Source organism: Laspinema olomoucense D3b (assembly GCF_025370785.1).
Taxonomy (GTDB): domain Bacteria; phylum Cyanobacteriota; class Cyanobacteriia; order Cyanobacteriales; family Laspinemataceae; genus Laspinema; species Laspinema olomoucense.
In genome coordinates this window covers 17,553-38,696 of sequence record NZ_JAMXFA010000043.1, presented here as the reverse complement: position 1 = coordinate 38,696, position 21,144 = coordinate 17,553, and the positions used below count along the sequence as shown (strand labels likewise).

Here is a 21,144-nt window from a genome sequence, read left to right as displayed (position 1 = left end):
GTGGATTTTTACAGTGAAAAATTACCGGCGAATCAGATGTTCCCGAGGGGCAATGCCCGGATTGATCATACAGGATAACTCTTCTTTTGATAATTGGCTGATTTCATGGTTCAATTCTTCATCGGTGAAGCTATAGCCTCGTTCTTGAGCCAATTTTCTGATAGCTTCTGGATTTTTAGCCGCTTGCATTTGTTGTTGAAGTGCTAAATCTTCTTTAACTGCTTTGAAAAGGGCTGCTGCGTTTTTCTGTGTCATAAATCTAAACTCCTGGTAAATCAATTCTTAAAAGGTTGTCGCCCGGGAAAGCATCTATTCCCTGAAATCAGGGTGGGTAAAAGAGGGTAGAAAAGACCTATACATTCAGATAGGTATGTTTACCCTCCTGACTTTAGATGTCGGCTGAACGACTGATGTAGTGACAGCATAGACGATTTAAACTAAAAATTCATGATTCCTTGACAAAAATTAAAGATTTTCGAGAGAATTTAACATAACTTAAATATTGGCTGTGATAAAATACCAAATTTTTTGAAACCCTCCCCGGATTCTGACTCATCCTGAGCACAACTGCTGATAGACTCCCAGGACCCACCAGGGATGAGTAGGAAAACCGGGATCAACCCTGTTAAGAGGGAGACCAAAGAATTTATAGTGGAGGGGCAGAAAATCATAAAAATTAAGATTGTGAAAGCGATTACTCTCCTCGGATCCACTGGTTCAATCGGGACTCAGACATTAGATATCGTGGAACACCACCCCGATCGGTTTCGGATTGTCGGGTTAGCAGCTAGGGGGAATGTGGAACTGTTGGCGCAGCAAATTCGCCAGTTTCGCCCGGAAATCGTCGCCATCTGTCAGGAAGACAAGCTGCCGGAACTACTCGCGGCGATCGCCGACTTGGACCCGAAGCCGATGATCCTGGCAGGAGAACAGGGTGTGGTGGAAGTGGCGCGTTACGGGGATGCGGAAGCAGTTGTTACAGGAATTGTCGGCTGTGCGGGGTTACTGCCGACGATCGCCGCGATCGAAGCGGGTAAAGATATCGCCTTGGCGAACAAGGAAACCTTGATTGCTGGGGGACCTGTGGTCAATCCCCTGATTGAAAAGCATGGGGTGAAGTTACTCCCGGCAGACTCGGAACATTCGGCAATTTTTCAATGTTTGCAAGGGGTCCCGCCTGGGGGGTTACGTCGGATTATTTTAACGGCTTCCGGAGGGGCCTTCCGGGATTGGCCGGTGGAGAAATTAGCCACGGTGAAAGTGGCGGATGCGCTGAAGCATCCCAACTGGTCAATGGGTCGCAAAATTACCGTTGATTCAGCTACCTTAATGAACAAAGGATTAGAAGTCATTGAGGCGCACTACTTATTTGGAATGGATTATGATGATATTGATATTGTGATTCATCCTCAGAGTATTATTCACTCTTTAATTGAGTTACAGGATACTTCGGTTTTAGCGCAATTGGGGTGGCCCGATATGCGTCTGCCATTGCTTTATGCCTTGTCTTGGCCGGAGCGAATTTATACGGAGTGGGAACGGTTAGATTTAGTGAAAGCCGGAGATTTGACCTTCCGATCACCCGATCATGACAAGTATCCCTGTATGCAATTAGCTTATGCTGCCGGTCGTTCTGGGGGTTCTATGCCTGCGGTTTTAAATGCAGCCAATGAGCAGGCAGTGGAGTTATTTTTAGAGGAAAAAATTGAGTTTTTGGATATTCCCCGGGTGATTGAACGGGTCTGCGATCGCCATCAGGCGGATAACTGTGCCCAACCCGGTTTAGAAGAGATTCTCGCTGCCGATCGCTGGGCTAGACAAGCGGTTTTAGAGGCAAGTGCTACCCTGAAAGGTGAGGCTAAATCCTTTACCCCAGGGATTAAGCCCTTGGGGAGTGCAACTCCGGCAACCGCTGGATAGTCCCGTCTCCACCGGAAAAAGCCCCACCCGGTCCGGGTGAGGGCTGGATTTTCAATCCGGTAAAGGATAAAAGAGCGAGTAAACTCATAACTTATGCGTAGCCATTTTTTTCTGGAATCCAAGTAAACCATGAAGAACCTTTATCCGAACATTACTCTGTTAGGACTCCTCGCGGTTTTAGGGGGAATTTCTCCGGTTTTGGGGACAACCTTACCCCAAGGAATAATCGCCCAAAATAATGCTCAGAATTGGCTGAGTTCCGCGCAGCAAAAAGCCAGTCAGGGGGATTTCCAGGGGGCGCTTCAGGATTATGCTCAGGCGATCGCCCTGAATCCCAATAGTCCAGAAGCCTATATTAGGCGGGGGAATTTGCTGTCGCGCACAGGAGATCAAGCCGGGGCGATCGCAGATTATACCCAAGTGTTACGGTTAAATGGCAATAACATTGATGCCTATATTGGACGTGCCAGTGCCCATTCCATGATGCAAAATTATGATGCAGCCCTGGAGGATTATAATGCGGCCTTGGGGTTAAATCCCAATTATGGTGAGGCTTATATTGGTCGCGGTGGGGTGTATGCCTTCCGGGAAGAGTATAAAAAAGCGATGGATGATTTTAATCAAGCCTTGCGGCTGAATCCCGCTGAAGCCGCTGCTTATTATAATCGCGGGGGAGTTCAGTTATTGCAGCAAAACAACCAAGAGGCGATCGCGGATTTTCAACAAGCCGCTGAACTGTTTCGCTCTCAAGGTAACATGGCTTTAGCCCAGCGTTCAGAAGCCATTGCCCGTCAAATTCAACAAGGTAATTAACCTCTCACAATTTTCAGTTAATGTCAACTGATTTACTGATTCTTATTGCGGCAGTCGTTGTTTCCTGGCTAATTTTTACTTGGCTGGTCACTGTCCTCAAAGCCACGGTCAAAACTGCTATTTTAATGGCCCTGTTAGTGTTAGGATTGCAGGTCATTTTTGGCATCGGCATGACTGATTTATGGGGTCCGGTTCAAGGCTTTCTCTCTCCAATCTGGGAAAAAGGAGAAAAACTGTTAGCCCCCTTTTTCGGAAAATAAAATCTGGGGGGTTTACACCCTTACCCGGTTCTCCGGTTGAGAGGGATAATCAGGGGGCGGTATTAATGACAACTCTACCACTTCAGTGATTCCCTCTCCCGCTTATTTCTACAGGGTAAGATCCACAGAGTGACGAGAGTCATTTCCCGGTAAAGCCTGGGGTTACCCCACAATTTGAAGATGATCCGGTTCCACTCTCATGACGAGGGTAACATCATTTAACTCCCTTCGTCGCTTCCTTCCCTCTCATTCAGGGCAAGCATCTACAGGTCATCCTGTCCGACTCCTTCCGGATTTAATTTTCCCCTATTGACGCCTTTAATTGTTATGATTAATTTAGTTTGTCCTACACTTGATCTATTTATTTATCATCTCCAGGAAGGAGGGGTTGGGGCTGCAACTTACCCCCAAGACTTTAGGGCAAATATTGTAGAACAAGGTAGTGGAACTGACCCCAAAGCTATTAAATTTTTAGAAGTTACCCATTTCGATAAATCTGCTGTTGAATTTGAGGGGCAGTTAAAAACCGACAACCGGATCAAGGGTTCCGTTGGTCGATTTGCCCTGGATGAAAATTACGGATTAGCTTTAAATATATCCGTTGATGGCAAGTTTAATGGTCAGGAAGTAGTCCAATGCCTGGAGGTGATGTTGACCCTGATTCCAGAACAGGGTCACCTACCGGGTAAATTAGGTCAAACTTGGATGGTATCTGGTTGGGTGGAAAATCCAGAGAAGGACGATCGCGAGATTTTAGCCAATGATGTTTACCAAACCTTAATAGAGGAAGGATGGCAATATCAAGAAAAAGGTCAATTTTTAGGGGGGACAGTCTTTGAATTTTGGCGTTCTTCCCCGCAACGTTGGGAAAAAATGGAAGCCGCGAGTCATCTGATCCTGATTCTATATCCCAATCAAAAAGCAATGGAAACTGGGGCGGACTTTCATCAGGATTGGAAAGGCTTATTTTGCTACCGGAATAAAATCCTTTGGGCTTACGGTCAAAGCCGGGAATTGAAGGAACAAATGGTCGAGGAATTTAATGAGATGTCTGCGTCCATTAAAGGATTATATAATTTAGACCTCTGTGAACTAAAGTTAGCTTTGCAAAATAATTCCTTAGCCTTATCAAACTTTGTTAACAATATTAATAGTATTGAAGTCAGACAGCATGAAATTGACCTAAACTTACATCAATATGAAAAATCCGTTCAATCCATTGCTAAAAAAGCAGGAAACGTTTTTCAGGTAAGTAACGATTTCAAGTTTTTACAAGAGTTTAGTGCCATTGTCAAGGCTAAATATCAAAAGCAACTTGAACAAGATTATGCCAGTTTGCGCCCCTATTTGAATATCCTAGAACATCTGCGTGGGACGATCGCCTCCATTGTGGAGATTTCCCAAGCGCAAAGCGATCGCGATTTCCAAACTTTTGCTTGTCTGGTGGGGACGGGAATTGGGACGGCGGGCGTGGTTGCTTCCTCCTCCCCCTCTTGGGTGATTCCCCTCAAACAGTCGGCCCTGATCGCTGCGACGGTGGATCACTTACAAGTTCCGGAACCCTGGACCAATTTTAGCCTCGCTTTGTCCTTGAGTGCGATCGCCGGATTACTGGGATGTCTCCTGGCATCGGTTTGCATCACTTGGTTTTGTCCCAAACGCCTCTCGAATAAAAGCGATCGCCTGCGGTAAGTTGGGCTAATTCCTCTCATCGCCAAACTCGCATTTACCCTCGTATTTACCAATCATCCCGTCTGCGGCGATCGACTTGCCAATCGTCCTCCAGTTCCTCTCCTAAATAACGAACCAACGGTGCTCGTTCTGGAGAGTCTTGCCGATCGCGAGTTACGGGAATTTTATCATAATCCCGGTCATCATTTCGGCCATAATCCGGTTCATACCCTTCTGGATCATCCTCATAATGGTCATCATCCTCGGACTCAAATGCCTCTTTTAAGGGGTCAACCACCCTCGCGATCGCATCTTTGACAAAAACCTTGACAAACTCCTCCTTTTTCGTCAATTGAAATTGTCGCTGCACCACTTCCGTGATTCCGCCATCCCCCCAATCTTGATCCTGACGGAAATATTCAATAAAACTTTTTCCGGCAATTCGGGTTAAATAAGCCGCCGTTACCCCTTGAATAGCTTTCCCCACCACAAATGTCCCTAAATTTAACTGTAAGGCTGCCGTTACTAACTTAATCGCCCCTTCCACAATCCCTAAACTCGCCAGAGTTTTGCCCAAAGATAAGGCTAATTCCCGTCCCCGATCCAGATTAATTTCACAGCCGTATATTTTGCCAATTTCTACCACCATTTGGGCATTGACAGCGGCAGTTGCCAGCACATCAATCACCGGAACAGGAGTACAAGCAATCACCCCAGCGCCAATCCATTGAAAGCGATCGACCACTTTTTCGGCTTGGCGGCGACGCTGAGAATCAATTAACCGTCGCGCTTCTTCCCCAAGGCGTTGAGATTGTAATAAAATATTATCCGCTACTAAATCCTCCCCTTCTGCCCGCAAAATTGCCGCCATCCGACGAATTAAGGGCATGATATCCGGGTCTGCTTGGAAAACGCCACCATTGTCTAAGGGAACAGCTTTGGGATTAGCGGCGATCGCCACCACATCCATTGCTGAGATAAATCCCGTCACTCGTTCCCGAAGTTTAGCTAAAATATATTCTCGTTCTTCGTCGGGATAGAGGTCTATTTTATTTAAAACCACAATGGACCGTTTGCCAATTTGGGCTAAAACTTCCAAGGGTTGATGTTCCGATCGCGTTAAATCATTATCAACCACGAATAATAATAAATCCGCTTCCGTTGCCAGCGATCGCGCCAATTTTTCCCGTTCAGTTCCGGCAACTCCTGCCTCTAAAATTCCGGGAGTATCCGTAATCACAATTTCCCGTTCCAGTCCTTGCAGTTGCAACCGATAGGTTTCTCCCACCTCCGTTGTCCCCATTGGTGCATCCACTCGTCCCACCATCCGCCCTAACAAGGCATTAATCAGAGAAGTTTTCCCCGAGGATCCGGTGCCAAAAATCACCACCTGAATGTTCCCTCGGGAGAGATTTTGTTCCAACTCACGCGATCGCTGCAATAAGGCTTTTTTGGTAACTTCATCCTGGATGCGATCGACCTGTTGCCGGACTACCTGTAGGGTTTGTCCTGCCGCATCTGACTTTCGTTCTGGGATTTTGACCCGACGTTTCCCCCGACCCCGACGGGACGAAGAACCCCCGGCAAACAGTTGCAGATAGTAAATAAACGCCCCAATCAGGACGATCAGGAGGGCGATCACCAGCAACAGCAGCAAGGTAGCCAGCAGAGGGGCTGTAAAGCTAATCTGCACATAAAGCTGGTAAATGGAACTCACCAGCCATAGGACCATCCCCAAGATGAGGATGATTCCGGCGAATAGGGTTAACAGACGGGTTAAACGCATGAGAGTTTGTGATGGGATGGAGTCTGCTTCGATCTTAATGCGTGGCTTGGTGGATGTGGCGGCTTCGGGGAGATCCAGTGGGGCGATCGACCCTGGGGTCTTGAGGGCAGGATTAGGAGTGATTCTCGGAGTGTTCGGGGTTATCCAGGAGACTTTCGGCCTCTTTTTGGTGACAGCGATCGAGGTAAATTTGGGCGACAGTATCTCCGGGGTGGATACTCAGACAGCGTTCAAACAGAACTTGTGCTTCCCGAAAATGATTCAAATAAAAGCATAAAATCCCTTGTTCAAAATCCGGTCTTGTTTTCAACTTTCCTTCGCGACTTTCTGGCAAGTCGGCATCAAAGACTTCATAGACAGTAACTTCTTGGGATTTACCTTTAACGGTGACCCGATCAATCAAGCGAATGTGATAATCATTGGGATTTTCTAAGCCCAAAAAGGTTTCTTGGGTGATTAATAACGAAACTCCATAAGCTTTCGTGAGGGTTTCAATGCGGGAGGCTAAATTTACCGCATCCCCAATCACCGTCCCATCAATTCGGTTTTGTCCGCCTACGGTTCCTAACATTAAAGAGCCGGTATTGATGCCAATCCCTATTTTAATGGTAGGGCGTCCCGGTCTACCTCGGGTGCTGTTATATTCGGTTAATTTTTCTAACATGGATATCCCGGCTTTGACGGCATTATCAGGTTCTCCCCCAAATAAGGCCATAATTGCATCGCCAATATATTTATCAATAAACCCATTATTTTCAATAATGGAGGGTTCCAGGCGGGACAGGACTCCATTGATAAATTTAAAGTTTTCCTCCGGGGTCATGCTCTCGGAGAGGGTGGTAAAGTTGCGAATATCGGAAAATAAGACGGACATTTCTTGTTCTACGGCATCACCCACTTTGACTTCCACAAGGCTTTCATAGCCTAAGAAGGAGAGGAATTGATTGGGGACAAAGCGTTCGGCAACTTCGGTTAAGCGTTCTTCTGCATCTAGGGAGCGTTCTAAATCTTCATTGAGTTCACAGAGTTTTTGAACGAAGGCTTGCCGTTCGGATTCGGCTTGTTTGCGATCGCTAATATTTTGAAAAGCCACAATGGCAAACGCTACATTGCCTTCTTCGTCATAAATTGGGGTTCCCCAAGCTTCAATGGGAATGATTTTATCCCCTTGATGGATTTCAATATCATTCGCCGTGGTATATTCCCCTTTTAAGGCGCGATTCACGGGTAAATTCGCTAAGGGATAGAGGTTATCTGTCCCGGCTTCATAGTTGTACTCAAGGGGTTTTTTGCCATTATTTTGTTCCGCTGCAATCACCCCTGGGCCTAGGATTTCTGTAGCTTTTTTATTGATAAAATAGGTTTGGCCTCGGGCATCAACGATGGAAATACCCACTGGCACTGCTTCTAAAAATTCAGTGAGTTTCCGATCGCGATCGCGAAGCAATTTTCGACTGTGATACTCTGTTACCACAATGGCGGACCCAACTAAGGCGACCAGGGGAGTCACAACCGGAATCCACCAACTGTACAAAAAAGCCACGAATCCAAAAGCGACTGTACTGAATCCCCCGAACAAAACATTAACGATCAGCAGCGGGGACCAAATTCTCTTTTGTTCAGCCGCACTACTCCCACGCCACCGCCATGCGATCGCCGCACCGACGCTGGACCACACCATAACCCATAAAACCTCAACCCGATTTGACCAAACCTGTAAAAAAGGTCGTCCTTCTAAGGCTCCACTGAGCATTTGAGAGATTGTATTCGCATGGATCACAATTCCCGGGGTCCGTTCGGAGTTGATTAACAGATTGCGGTTCCGATGAAACCCGCTGATATAAGGGGTAAAGAAAAAATCATTCAGACTGGGTGCTGTGGCCCCAATCAGCACAATTCGATCGCGCATCAGATCCGGTGGAATCCGGTTTTCTAAAACATCCGTCATGGAAATCTGTCCGAACTGTTCCAGGGGCCCTCGGTAGTTGAGCAACATCTGATACCCTCCGGCATTGGCGCGAACATATCCCCCATCATTGCGACTAAAAGGGACAAATACGGCTTTTCCCAATCCTAAATGCATTCGCTCAGGATTGAGCATTTCTAAGTGGATATCTTGTTTTTCCAAATAAAGCAAGCTCAGGATTGCGGGAAAACTCAGCTGGGTTTCGTCGGATTTATTTTTGTGAGACAATAAAGTTCGGCGGATTTTGCCATCCTCATCTAAGACCACATCCGCAATCCCCACTTGCTCTAACTTTTTTAAGGTAGGTTGCGCTGCGACACTAGCACCAATCACTTTCTCCACTCCGATTAGGTTATCGGTGGACTCTATCACCTGTACCAGTTCGTGATGTCCCGGTTCCACGGGAAGATCTCGATACAGATCCAACCCAATAGCAGCAGGTTCTTGGGCTTTGATGGTTTGAATTAAGTGGGCTAAGTCGCGATCGGGCATGGGCCATTGTCCCACATGGCGGATGTCCGACTCATCAATGGTGACGATGACAATGCGTTCCTCGGGTGCTTCTTTCGGACGCCACCGAAAAAAGCGATCGAGCATTCCCAACTCCTGAGTCTCAAGCCATCCGAGGGAGTTGATAGCGATCGCGATCCCGGCTACCACAGGTGCAGTAATCAATGGAGCACGCCATTGCCATACTTTTCGTTTTAAGCTCACTCTGAGCTTGTGGCACATAGATTTCGCTGAACCCAGAATTGATTTCGATCGCCAACAGAAAAGAGGTCCTCATCTCTAGGTATCATGCCCTAGTTCCTCCCCCACTTTACATTCTAAGGATAACCCAAGGTTTTCCCTGTCCTCATCTATCTCTATCTTCTCGATATCTTTCCTGGTTCCCCAAATTGTGGTATTCCAGGCACTCAAGTCGGTTTAGGAACACATAAATCCCCAGTAGGTGAAATTCTCGGGTGCTATCTGAACTTTCTGAAGGGATGGAAAAACCCGGTTTTTTACAAAACCGGGTTTCTATGGAACTCATTATTACAGTAAGAGTGTTGTGGGATTTTGGGGCTCCCTTCGGAGTGTTAAGGTTCCAAAATCGGCTCGTTAGCAACGTTTTCCAGTCCTACGGAGCTTAAAAAGTCTACCCACTCTTGATTGTAGGTTTGGGGCTGCGATCGCCGTAGATCCGCTAAGGTACTCACCGCATCATACCAAATCCCCTCGGCTCCGTAGGAAGTGGCCGCTTCAATCGAGTCCACGCCTTCATAACTATTCAGCTTTGCCGTAGGTTCCACTCGCTGTAACCAACCCTCAACCCGGGGACTATCTGCTCGCACCGGAGGTTCGCAGGCGACTACAAAGGACCACTGATAGGTTGTCCCAATTTCTAGGGCCGGAGCATTTTCCGGAAGGGTGAGGCGGACGATACCTCCTTCCTGGGGAATGCTGACCTGGGTTTGGTAATAATACTCCTCAGTTTGGTCTTTTAGGATAAAATAGCCATTCTCTGCCTTGGTTTCGGGAACATAGACAAACAACGTGGGGCGCTCTGATACCGTTAACCCTTCCTTACTATCGGGCAGAATGGGCATCAACGAAGGACCTTCCACCATCCCATCCTGGGGGCAGAATCCTCCTTGACGAGAGGCTCCTCCGGCGGAATCGTTCAGACGTTCCCGGGTAGGGGGTTCAAAGGTCACTCTGGCTAGGATTTGAGGACCGGACAAGGGGGACGAGACTTGCGCTCGACTCGGTAAAGCGGCCAGAAAAGCTAAGTTGAGAGATAGGGCGATAGAACAGAGTGCCCAGGAACCCTGGTAATTTTTACGGGCCATGATTTTGCTACCTTTTAATGATTCGATGGGGGGACTCAGGGTCAGCGCCTCTCTAAGATTTCTAATTTTAGGGATCAAGGTTGCCCATTAGGAACGAACCGCTCTCTAAAATAATTTGGCTTAATCTGCACTGGATGTTCTCAGGGAGTGAGAAATTCTGCTGATTGACTCGATTGGCTTGCCCTGTCTAGTTATCTACAAATTACCACCATGAAGTGGCTGAATGAATCCCGACGGATTCGGCTCCCAAATTTAGCACCCGATAGGCTTTTATACGTTTACTATAACAAGCTAAATTACCTCTGTCTATAGGCGATCGCCCCCTTTGCAAAATTTTTGATTAAACTCGGCGTCAAAACGGTACTACAGAGGTCCGGGACAATCCGACTCCACAGCTTGAAGGCAAGATCGGACACGGAAAAGAGGCCTTTTATGGCTCAGTGCGCCCCCTTCCTTAATTCCGGTTTCTAGTTCATCAAAATTTTACAATCCCAGGGAGTAAATTCTCTCGGCCAGAGAATTACAAAACTTAAGCAAATTTTCTGATTTCACCATCCAGATCAGCGCAATTTAGGAATTGCTTTAACTCCATTCTGTAGCGAGTCTTGCAACAGTCTGACCCTAAAATTCAGGAGTGGGAGCCTCTTGCTCCCTTGCTACAGTAAGCACCAAGCTACTCCCACCCCTTTGCTATCGAATTCCTACAAGACTCGCAATAGATCCCAGTGCTGTGCCAGTTCAGACTTCAATCAATCCCCTTGATCCGGGGTGTATGATATTGCTCACCCGTGATCATTTCCCCCAGTCAGCAGGCCCATTTTTCCCTTAATTTCAATTATTTACCCTCTTGTTCTCCTCCCCTTCTGTGTGATGACAAACGTCACCGGATTGTCACCCTTTAGAGCCAATTTCCAACCAGTACAAAGGGTGCCCAATAAAAGGGATGCTCATATTTCGGGTCTTGTAATAAGGTTAACTGACTCTGACGCAGGGCTTGAGCTTTACTCATGGGCAATTGTCCAGATTGGGGGATTCCGTCGGTCGTTGCCACGCCCACCAAATTGCGGTAAAATTCCGTGACTAACAGGGCGGTAGATTGGTCATTCACCGCCCACAGGGTGGCTAAGGTAGACCTTGCACCAGAGCGCACCGCGACCCCCGCCAAGCCTAAACCAGCCTGTTTATCTCCGGCAGCGGTTTGACAGGCACTCAGCACCAGTAATTCAATGGGATTTGCTAACCCCGATTCCCGAGTCTGTAGCAGTTCTTCAAACTCAGTAACGCGAATTTTATCATCCCAAGTCAGAATAAAGGTTTGCTCAGAATCGGAGCTAAATTGACCGTGAGTAGCTAAATGAATCACGGGGAAATCCACCGCAGCGATCGCAGTCGCCAGGTTTAATTCGGTAAATTCGCGATCGAGCAAAATTTTGGCATTCGGGACCGAATCTCCAATCTGCTCTAATTCAATTTGCACCCCCGGTAATGCACTGAAACCCTGCCTTGCATCGGTAATTCCCGCACTGAGGACTTGAATTGTTTCCCCCGTTAAGGGTCGCGGGGCGAGGAGTTGTAAGCCCGGAGTTAGAGCAATATTATAGCGCTCAATGACATAGCGATCGCCATCATGGAGGGCTGACATGGGTAGATTTCTCAAGAACCCATCCAGGACAAAAACTAAGGTTTCTACGCCATTTTCAGCTAATGAGGCTTCCGCCGGTCTAATTAACCAATCATAGAGTGTTTGGGACAATTGTAACCGCTGCCGGTTAGAAAAAGCCGGGTTAAGAAATTGCTGGAATTGCTCTAGGGTGTTCTCAATTTCGGCAGCAGGTTGGAGGGTTTCATACTGGAGGAGGGGTTGTCCAGAAATGGAGACAATCATCGCCAAGCGATCGGGCAAAATCATGGGATAAAGTGTAGCCGCTGTTGGGTCTACTTCATCAATTTGCTCCGGTTGCACATCCAAACAGGCATCTTTAAAATAGTTATCCAGTTCTGCCAGTTGCAGGGATTCAATGGTGGCCCGAGCTTGTTTGAGATAGTCTTGGGCGGGTTGAGGTTCGACTTCTTTGGCGCGATCGAGCAATAAACTCACCAGTTGTCGATAGAGAGGTTCGACGCGATCGCGGAAAGAAAACTGCACCTGACGATCAATCGCCACCAAATCACTGCGGAGAGATTGCAAGCTATTTACCGCTTCACTATAAGCCGCGATCGCCCCGGGTTTATCTCCACTCTGAATCCGCAGTCTTCCTAATTGCCATTGCCACTGATAGGCTATATCCGAGGCTTGAATGGTTTGAGCAATATTTAAGGCAGTTTCACTATACTCTCGGGCTCTCTTCACCTCGCCCATTTCTTCATAAATTCTCCCTAAATTTCCCAAACCATAAGACTCAGCCCGTTGATCCGTAATCTCCCGCGCGGCGATGACTGCCTTTTCTAATAAAAGAATCGTTCCCCCAAACTGAAATTTTCCCGGAATGGGATTTTCTTCTTCCTGTCCGAGGCAGTTCGCTTTTTGCTGTTCTAGGCAAATCAGATTTGTGGCAAAATTCACTTGCGCATAAATTCCCGGTCGAGAGGCCGATAACAGGGAAAGGGGTTCAGAAATTTCCCCACTCAGTGGGCGGGCTTTTTCCCAATTTTCGGTTTCAATTAATAAACTGAGTTGATTTAATTGCGCTTGCAGTTTGATTTGAGGAAATTGACTCGCCGTTTCCGCCGCAGTTTGATAGAGGCGAATCGCTTCCTCTGAATTATTTAAGGCCCGTAAGGTATTGCCCAAACTTAATAAAATTGCCCCGCTTTGTTCCGTAGAGGCCCGGTTGTTTTGTAAAGTTAAGGCTTGGCGCAACAGTCGTTCCGACTCCTCAAATGCTCCACTTGCTCGCCGGACCTCTCCCAGGTTTAATAATCCTACCGCTTGAATCGAGCGATCGGACTGGTTTTGTAATCGTTCTTCCACCTGTTCTAATAGGGTGGTAGCACGGCGATAGAGTCCTAGTCCTTGCATCGCCCGGGCTTGATTAATTTGGCTGAGAATTTCCCCCGTCGGGTCTTGCGCTTGGCGATAAGCATCGGTGGCTTCTTGCCAGGTAGTTAAGGCTGCTTCTGCATTTCCCCGGAAGAATTGTAAACGACCTTCTGCATTGAGAATTTGGGCGCGGACGGTTTCGCGATCGCCTTGATCGCCTTTAGAAACTTGGGCAATAGCCTCTTGTGCGGAGGCGATCGCCTCGCTGGCTTTGGGATACTCTCCTAAACTCTGATACCCTAACGACAAAAAGCTCAATGCCTGGGCTTGACCCAATAAATTCCCTTCTTCTGAAAAGGCGATCGCCGCCTGTTCCCAAAACTGCACTGCCTCAGAAAACTGTCCCGCTTCATAGCGACTTTTTCCTTGAGTTAATAATTCCGTAACCGCTTGGGCATTCAAACTTAAGGAGGATGATCCATCAGGACTCAACCCCCAAGCTACCCGAACACTCAGGCTTAAACTAAAACCCAACAAGGCAACAATAATAAATCTAAATTTCTGCATTTTTGGATGTCCTTTGGGAATGAATCGTGATTATTTCTTGAACCTCTGACAATAAAATAAATCCTCTGTATAATTCCTCAAGATACCCCCTAACCTCCTTACAAGTTCAGGTTTGTGACAAATTCTAAAAGGAGAGGGAGGGAAAGGGGTTGGGGGGTTAGCTCTCCCCTCCCCCAGACACAGACAAGAGCTATTGCACCCTAAAAATAGACTTCCCTAAGCGATTTAATCCCCTCCTTCCCTACACTCCACTCATTCTCCCTCTCCTCTGAAAAGAGGGCGAATGAGGGAGAATTAAGAATAAATATCCTTACCTTTCCTCACCTTTCCTCATTGCCGACAATCCACCCCAGCCCTCAACCAGGAACTGTGAGGGCTGACTCGGGGGGTTTCAGTGACCAGAACCACCGTCCCCCCTGGATTGACCCGCCAGCCTTGGGCTTCCACCAGGGACGGGTTCTGGGGTTCTTTGCTCCCAGGGAGGACCTCTTCTGACCCCGCTTGACCCTGAACCCGCGTTCCTGCCGTAGGAACGAGGCGCAAATCATTTAAAATGACTGACGGATTGAGGGTTTCCGTGGGAGAGGCGGGTAAACCCCCTCGTCCCGTAATGGTAAAGCGGCTCCCTTGACCCTTGGCACAGAAGTTTTGGGCAATCAGTTGAGCAGCATCTACAAAATTTTCTTGCAATGACACAATTCCTAAACTCGAATCCGTATCTGGGGTATTCAGTTCGACGGAACCGCTAAACTCCGGTCCCAGTTCAGAGGTGGCGGTAATGTCACTACTGGTAGTGGGGGTCTGTCGAAAGTCGGTCCCGAAGATGCCTTCGGCATTAATACTAACTCGTCCACCCCGTCCCGCTAGGGCATTAGCAGTAATGTCACTATTTCCCAAGGCGCTCAAAACTCGGGTCTGGAGGGTAATATTTCCGCCGTTGGTATTCCCGGCGTTGGTGGTGATATTACTGCCATTAAAGAGTAATATATCCGGCGATCGCAGTTCAATATTACCCCCTGCACCAGAAACGGTGGTGGCATTGAGACTCCCTCCCGTATCCAACTGGACCGACTCCGCCATAATTTCTAGAGTACCCGCATTACCCGATCCCAAGCTCCTCACATCAATATTTGCCCCATCCCGAACCCGCAACTGTCCGGTGTTAATGCGCAGGTCCCCGGCAGATCCGCTAATCTCCTGATTCTCGAAATCCGCACGTCCTGACGAGGAATCTAAACCCGTCGGCAGTCCCGTAATCGGCGATTTCCCAGAAAGGTGCATCCCTTGCGTAGCATTCACCGTCAGGGTTCCACCACTCCCGGAACCAAAGGTCCCGGTGGAAACGATTCCCCCCTCCGTTAGGGTTAACTGCCCCGTAGATATAGTGAGATTACCAGATGGGGGATTCCCAAAGGTACTGGTAGCAATACTACTGGTTACTGCTCCATCGGAAGAGACTCCCACAATTTCTATCGACTCCCTCGCCTCTATTTGAATATTGCCCCCGGGTCCCCCGGCAGCTAGGGAACCGACGTTGGGACCTGTTCCGGTACTGGTGACAATTAATGCTCCCTCACGAATGCTCAACTGTCCCGTGGTAATTTTAATATCTCCCCCGGTCCCCGACCCAAACACGGTGTTATTTAGAATGCCTGTGGGCAGGAGGTTCTCGGGTATGGTACGGGAGATTTCCACCCTCTGGGAGGCATTAATGGTAATATCTCCACCCGGTCCAGTTCCCAAGGTGGAACTAGAAATGATGCTCCCGTCTTGAATCCTCAAATGAGGTGTTTCAATCTCAATATTTCCCGCTGATCCGGCACTGCCGAGGGCAGTATTGGAAAAAATTCCACTGGCGATCGCCTCGATGCGATGGTTTGCCCGCATCTGAATTTCCCCGCTGGATTCTGTACCAAAGGTGGGACTAAAGACGATCGCCCCATTATACAATCCAATCCCATTCCCTGCCTCTAAGGTGATATTCCCCGCTGGGGCCACGCCGACGGTTCCGGCAAACAATCCGCCAATGCGATCGCCCGGTTGCAGTTGTCCCGTTAATGCAGCTCCCAGCACCAGTTCTAAGGGTCCAAATCCTACCCCCATCAGGGTGATGGAATCGGCGGCATTGATGTTGAGATTTCCCCCAGCACCGGATCCAAAGCTACTGGCGGATAAAAAGGCTGTGCCTTGGAGTAAAAATTGTCCCGTTGCGATCGTCAAGTCTCCCCCGGTCCCTACTCCCTGACTGTCACTCACAATTGCACTAAAATTCTCGGGATCCGCGCCAGTGAGTGCGACTAACTCCGTAGCTTTTATATTCACAGGTCCCCCAGGTTGGGAACCCATATTCAGAGCCAATATCTGAGAGCCTTCTGAAATCGCGATTTGCCGCCCTTGCAGGTGAATTGTTCCTCCCCCCTCTCCACTGGTATTGATCCGACTCTGTTGGGTGAGTTGAATGTCTTGAAAACCCTCTACAGTATCATATCCCCCTTGAATTCCCCGTTCCGTGGGGCTTAGACTGATCCGGCTATTGCCTCCCACGCTACCTATCTCAATCCGTCCTCCAGGCGATCGCACTTGTCCCCCCTCCAGCAACACATTTCCCCCAAATAATCCCAAGGTTTGCCCCGGTGACCCTTGCAATCCTCCGGTTTCTCTATCTATCCCTTGAGATTGCACCACAATAGTCCCTGGGTTGGGTCCAAATTGTAACCCGACTGGCACGTTTACCCTCAGCAATGGGGATGATTCTTGGTCGATCACACTAAATAGAGTCCCATCTCCTAAAACTATACTCTCGGCGGTACTCGCCCAAAATGAACCACCAATCTTTAACTCAGCATTGGGACCAAAAACAATCCCGTTAGGATTGATTAAATAGAGATTTGCACTGCCATTGGCGCGGATAATGCCATCAATGGTGGAAAGATTTTCCCCTGTAATTCGGGTCAGGATATTTTCTACCCTCCCTGAATTTTCAAACCAGGCCGTATTACCCATTCTCAGAGAAAATTCCTGAAAGCTATGGAATAAATTTCCGTCAATTTCTGTGCCTCCGGTAATTCGATAAATCGTGCCATCGGGGGTAACAAGGCTGGGTTGATTCAGGCTGGCATCGGGCATGATTTGCGCCTCGGCTTTGCCAGCGCATCTCAATGATCCACTCCACAGGATTAACACTCCTGAAAGCGTGATGACATGGCGGGGCTTTAGACCGAATGACTTAGAAAATAATCGGATAAATTCGTGAGAATGGACTCGGCTGAAATGAAGCATTCATTTTAACCTGTTTAAAAGGAAAAGAGTGGGCGATTTTTCCTCTAATGGTTTCTTCGCGAACCCCACCAGGGTTGTAGCACAAAATGAGCGATCGCCCCAACTATTTCCAACCTCTCCCCTGACCCCCCTACCAATTGATTTCCCTTTTAATCTCCACAATTCTGTTGCTTAAGCCAAGAACTGAGCGGGGTAACCTGGGGGGCTTGGGCCACTAAAACCACGGTCCCCTCTGGGCTAACACTCCAGCCTTGCGCTTCTACCAGGGGAGTCGGTTGAGCCATTTTCTCTCCCGTGATCTCCCCACCTGGATTGGATTGACCCTGGACTGCTGTTCCCTCACTCTGCACCAGGCGCAAATCATCTAAAATCACCGTAGAATTCAGCAGTTCCGTGGGAGAGTCGGGCAGTCCTCCTCGTCCCGTCACCGTAAAGCTACTCACTTCTCCTGTGGCACAGAAGTTCTGAGCAATCAGTTGATCTGCATTTACAAAATTATCTTGTAGCTGCACAACTCCCAAGCTGGAATCTGCATCGGGGGTGTTCAGTTCCACAGTACCGCTAAACTCTGGTCCCAGGTCCGAGGTGGCGGTAATATCACTGCGCGGGGTGTCTGCTTCGCGAAATTCGGTACCAAAGATACCCTCGGCACTGATGCTGACTCGTCCCCCTCGTCCTGCTAAGGCATTGGCTGTAATATCACTATTATCAAAAGCGGTTAAAATTTGGGTATCGATCGCAATGTTCCCTCCATCGGTATTCCCGGCATTAGTAGTGATATTGCCCCCGCGCTGTAACAGCAGGGTGGGCGATCGCAGTTGAATGTTACCCCCGGCACCGGAAACTGTTGCCGCATTCAAACTCCCCCCAGTATCTACCCGCACGGCGTCGGCGACAATTTCTAAAGTCCCGGCATTCCCTGCCCCAAAACTCCTCACATCTAAAGTTGCTCCATCCCGAACCACTAATTCTCCGGTGCTCACGCGCAAGTTTCCCCCAGATCCGGTGACTTCCAAATCCGGAATATCTGCCCGTCCGGAAGAGGAAACTAAGGTACTCGGTAATCCGGTAATCGGCGACTGTCCGGAAATATCAATCCCTTCTGAAGCATTCACCGTCAGGGTTCCCCCATCCCCACTATTAAACGTCGCTGAGGACACGATCGCCCCCTCACTAATAGTTAACTTCCCAGTGGAAATCGTTAAATTTCCCGCCGGATTCTCACTAAATGTCGTTGTCCCCGGACCACTGGTGACTTTCCCATCCGGGGACACGCCGGAAATCTCCACTGACTCACTCGCTTCAATGGTAATATTCCCTCCCACTCCCCCAAATGGCACCACTCCAATGCTAATATTTCCCCCACCACTATTGGTCGTAATCAATCCACCCCCGCGATTAATTAACCGGGCAGTTTTAATCGTCACGTCACCCCCAGTCCCAGTCCCAAATAAGGTGTTATTTAAAATTCCCGTCGGTAGGATATTTCCTGGTACGGTTCCGCTAATTTCCACCATCTCTGAGGCATTGACGGTAATATTCCCCCCGGGACCATTCCCCAGGGTGCCGTTGGAAATCACAGTGCCATCGGTGATAATCAGGTTGCGAGTTTCAATGGTAACATCCCCGGCAGAACCGCCACTCCCAAAGGCAGTATTGGATAACACCCCAGCGGCGATCGCTTCTATCTTATTTCCCGCCCTCATCAGCAGGTTACCCCCTGCCGCATCCCCAAAGGTCGGTCTATAAATTAATGCGCCATTATACAACCCAATCGCATTCCCCGCTTCTAAGGTCATATTCCCCGTGGGTGCTTCTCCCACGGTTCCCATTACCAAACCCCCGATGCGATCTTCCGGTTGCAGTTGTCCGCTTAATGCTCCCCCAATCAATAATTGTAATGGCTCCAATCCAGCCCCAATCACGGTAATCGAATCGGCGGCTTTTATGATAAGATTTCCCCCGGCCCCTTGTCCAAAGGTGCTGGCAGAGACCAATCCGGTCCCCTGGACTAAAAATTGTCCCGTTTCAATATTCAAGTCTCCCCCGGTCCCCACTCCCCGAGTATCGCTGAAAACTGCGGTAAAATTCTCCGGGTCAGCGCCGGTAATGGCGACGGCTTCAGAGGCTTTGATATTGAGAGATCCCCCCGGAAGTGACCCGACATTGACTGCCAGGACCTGAGACCCTTCCCCTACGGCGATTCGCCGTCCTTGCAGGTGAATGGTTCCTCCCCCATCCCCACTGGTGTTGATCCCACTCTGTTGCGTCAGTTGAATATCCTGGAAGCTTTCGACCCCTTCATATCCCGCCTTCATCCCCCGGTCCGTCGGTGTTAGACTAATCCGGCTATTGCCGCCTACGCTACCCACTTCTATCCGTCCTCCGGGCGATCGCACTTGTCCCCCATCTAGGAGCACGTTCCCCCCAAATAGTCCCAGAGTTTGTCCCGGCAACACTTGCAATCCCACGGGTTCTCCGCTACTGTTTACCCCTTGCGACTGAACCCCAATGTTCCCCGGATTGGCCCCAAATTGTAACCCCACCGGCACGTTGAGGGTCAGCAATGGGGGTGCTTCTGGGGCGATCGCACTAAATAAAGTTCCATCTCCTAGGACTATACTCTCGGCGGTACTGGCAAAAAATGAACCTCCGATGTTGAGTTGAGCATTCGGACCGAAAACAATGCCGTTGGGATTGATTAAATACAGATTTGCACTGCCATTGGCGCGGATGATTCCATCAATGAGGGAACTGTTTACTCCTGTAATTCGAGTTAGGATATTTTCTACGGTTAATGAATTTTCAAACAAGGCGGTATTGCCGGTCATCAAAGAAAATTCCTGGAAGCTATGGAAGAGGCTTTCTCCCATTTCTGTCCCTCCCGTAATCCTCTGAATTGTCCCTTCATTTGTTACCACGCTTGGACTGGGAAGTGTTCCATCAGGAAAGATTTGTGCCTGGGCTGGACTGCTAAGAGGATAGAAAAAACTTCCAAAGGCGATCGCAACCAAAATTCTCAATCCATTTCGCCTATTTAGCCAAAATTTACTCATCCAAATATCCGCAACTTCTTTAGGATTTACTTGCTTTGAGAGATAATTCATAGTTCTTCCGCATAGTGATTGCCTACAATGTAACACTGGGAATGGGAGCTGGGGAATTCCCTGCGCTCTTTTCCCCTGGGTGGCGATCGCGCCTTTGACTGAGCACCCTAGTGTGGTCTACCTTCCTTTATTCGGGACACCCCAAGGTTTTCAACGGCCCTTTTTCCTCGGCCAGCCAATCTGCCTGATTTCGACTATCGTAATAGTAGAGTGACCTACCTGGCGGCTTGCTGCCATTGGTTTCTCGATTTTTTGTTCAACTCTTTTGGAGTCACAATTCATGGAACTATTTAACCAAATCGTGAGTGCGATCAGTAATCCTAACCAAGAAGCCAGTACCAATCAACTTGGCGGTGTGATCAATGCAGTCCAACAACTGAGTCAGACTTACCATACCGACCCCGGAACGACTCAATCTATGCTATCAATTGTCAGCCATTTTGTCCGGTCTTCTTTACAGGAAAAACGGGCAACTGGCGGGGATAATTCGGTCCAGGCTTTGGTTAATCAGTTTAGTGGAACGAGTGCTAATTCGGCTGCGATCGCTGCCTTGTTTTCAATCCCTCAACTCAATGCCATGATTTCTGCGATCGCCTCCCGCACGGGCTTAGATCCCCAACAAATCCAATCCATGCTCCCTCTGTTAATCCCGGTTGTTCTCCAATTGCTACAAACCGGGGCCAGTTCTGAAAATCCTCAAACGGGTTCTAATCCTGTTCTCAATCAATTTTTAGATGCCAATAATGATGGGGATGTGAATATCGGTGATGCTATTCAATTAGCCAGTCGGTTTTTAACGAATCCTTGATCCTCTATTATCTTGAGGGGGCTTCCATTCGGTAAACTCCTTCTCCTAATTTAAAACAAAAATTTTAAAGTTGCCATTTGAAATTTTGGCGACTTTTTTTTCAAATGTCTTGCGCTTTTTCTTGACTTTTGTTAAAATTCTATTATAATGGG

The 21,144-nt window shown here is 48.4% G+C and carries 13 protein-coding genes; 5 read left to right on the top strand and 8 right to left on the bottom strand.

The annotated features are described in order from the left end of the window. Positions 1-21 precede the first annotated feature (21 nt). Positions 22-255, bottom strand: a complete 234-nt coding sequence (locus NG792_RS23950; protein WP_261198522.1) for a Nif11-like leader peptide family natural product precursor — start codon at positions 253-255, stop codon at positions 22-24. Positions 256-684: 429 nt separating this feature from the next. On the opposite strand from NG792_RS23950, the gene dxr reads away from it, so the two are divergent. From dxr to NG792_RS23930, 4 genes are all read left to right on the top strand, one after another. After that, positions 685-1,920: a 1-deoxy-D-xylulose-5-phosphate reductoisomerase gene (dxr, locus tag NG792_RS23945; protein WP_261198523.1), complete on the top strand. Its 1,236-nt coding sequence runs from the start codon at positions 685-687 to the stop codon at positions 1,918-1,920. A gap of 129 nt (positions 1,921-2,049) precedes the next feature. After that, a complete protein-coding gene (locus tag NG792_RS23940; RefSeq protein WP_261198524.1) occupies positions 2,050-2,733 on the top strand; it encodes a tetratricopeptide repeat protein in 684 nt (227 codons plus the stop codon). Between the two features lie 20 nt (positions 2,734-2,753). Then, entirely contained in the window at positions 2,754-2,993 is a 240-nt protein-coding gene (locus tag NG792_RS23935) for a hypothetical protein (protein WP_261198525.1), read from the top strand. 327 nt (positions 2,994-3,320) lie between these two features. Continuing rightward, the gene (locus NG792_RS23930) at positions 3,321-4,685 is read left to right on the top strand and encodes a hypothetical protein (RefSeq protein ID WP_261198526.1); all 1,365 of its coding nucleotides are present in this window, start codon (positions 3,321-3,323) and stop codon (positions 4,683-4,685) included. 46 nt (positions 4,686-4,731) lie between these two features. Here NG792_RS23930 and NG792_RS23925 read toward each other — a convergent pair whose 3' ends face one another. From NG792_RS23925 to NG792_RS23895, 7 genes are all read right to left on the bottom strand, one after another. Beyond that, positions 4,732-6,450: a YcjF family protein gene (locus tag NG792_RS23925; RefSeq protein WP_261198527.1), complete on the bottom strand. Its 1,719-nt coding sequence runs from the start codon at positions 6,448-6,450 to the stop codon at positions 4,732-4,734. Between the two features lie 112 nt (positions 6,451-6,562). Further along, entirely contained in the window at positions 6,563-9,076 is a 2,514-nt protein-coding gene (locus tag NG792_RS23920) for a CHASE2 domain-containing protein (protein WP_261237051.1), read from the bottom strand. Beyond that, the gene (locus tag NG792_RS23915) at positions 9,030-9,203 is read right to left on the bottom strand and encodes a hypothetical protein (protein ID WP_261237050.1); all 174 of its coding nucleotides are present in this window, start codon (positions 9,201-9,203) and stop codon (positions 9,030-9,032) included. The genes NG792_RS23920 and NG792_RS23915 overlap by 47 nt, the downstream gene beginning before the upstream one ends. A gap of 295 nt (positions 9,204-9,498) precedes the next feature. Then, on the bottom strand, positions 9,499-10,251 hold the full coding sequence (locus tag NG792_RS23910) for a DUF928 domain-containing protein (RefSeq protein ID WP_261198529.1): 753 nt from the start codon (positions 10,249-10,251) through the stop codon (positions 9,499-9,501). Positions 10,252-11,149: 898 nt separating this feature from the next. Next, positions 11,150-13,798, bottom strand: coding sequence for a CHAT domain-containing protein (locus NG792_RS23905; protein WP_261237049.1), 2,649 nt, complete (start codon positions 13,796-13,798; stop codon positions 11,150-11,152). A gap of 330 nt (positions 13,799-14,128) precedes the next feature. Then, complete coding sequence (locus tag NG792_RS23900; RefSeq protein WP_261237048.1) at positions 14,129-17,077, bottom strand: S-layer family protein; 2,949 nt, start codon at positions 17,075-17,077, stop codon at positions 14,129-14,131. Between the two features lie 149 nt (positions 17,078-17,226). Beyond that, a complete protein-coding gene (locus NG792_RS23895) occupies positions 17,227-20,184 on the bottom strand; it encodes an S-layer family protein (RefSeq protein ID WP_261237047.1) in 2,958 nt (985 codons plus the stop codon). A gap of 280 nt (positions 20,185-20,464) precedes the next feature. Here NG792_RS23895 and NG792_RS23890 point away from each other — a divergent pair, with 280 nt between their 5' ends. Next, the gene (locus tag NG792_RS23890) at positions 20,465-20,992 is read left to right on the top strand and encodes a DUF937 domain-containing protein (protein ID WP_261198533.1); all 528 of its coding nucleotides are present in this window, start codon (positions 20,465-20,467) and stop codon (positions 20,990-20,992) included. Positions 20,993-21,144: the final 152 nt, after the last annotated feature.

Bases quoted from the DNA above. Each gene is read 5' to 3' on its own strand.
- NG792_RS23900 (WP_261237048.1), bottom strand. From the start codon at position 17,077: ATGCTTCATTTCAGCCGAGTCCATTCTCACGAATTTATCCGATTATTT.
- NG792_RS23940 (WP_261198524.1), top strand. From the start codon at position 2,050: ATGAAGAACCTTTATCCGAACATTACTCTGTTAGGACTCCTCGCGGTT.
- NG792_RS23935 (WP_261198525.1), top strand. From the start codon at position 2,754: ATGTCAACTGATTTACTGATTCTTATTGCGGCAGTCGTTGTTTCCTGG.
- NG792_RS23890 (WP_261198533.1), top strand. From the start codon at position 20,465: ATGGAACTATTTAACCAAATCGTGAGTGCGATCAGTAATCCTAACCAA.
- NG792_RS23910 (WP_261198529.1), bottom strand. From the start codon at position 10,251: ATGGCCCGTAAAAATTACCAGGGTTCCTGGGCACTCTGTTCTATCGCC.
- NG792_RS23930 (WP_261198526.1), top strand. From the start codon at position 3,321: ATGATTAATTTAGTTTGTCCTACACTTGATCTATTTATTTATCATCTC.
- NG792_RS23925 (WP_261198527.1), bottom strand. From the start codon at position 6,450: ATGCGTTTAACCCGTCTGTTAACCCTATTCGCCGGAATCATCCTCATC.
- NG792_RS23915 (WP_261237050.1), bottom strand. From the start codon at position 9,203: ATGAGGACCTCTTTTCTGTTGGCGATCGAAATCAATTCTGGGTTCAGC.
- NG792_RS23950 (WP_261198522.1), bottom strand. From the start codon at position 255: ATGACACAGAAAAACGCAGCAGCCCTTTTCAAAGCAGTTAAAGAAGAT.
- NG792_RS23895 (WP_261237047.1), bottom strand. From the start codon at position 20,184: ATGAATTATCTCTCAAAGCAAGTAAATCCTAAAGAAGTTGCGGATATT.
- NG792_RS23905 (WP_261237049.1), bottom strand. From the start codon at position 13,798: ATGCAGAAATTTAGATTTATTATTGTTGCCTTGTTGGGTTTTAGTTTA.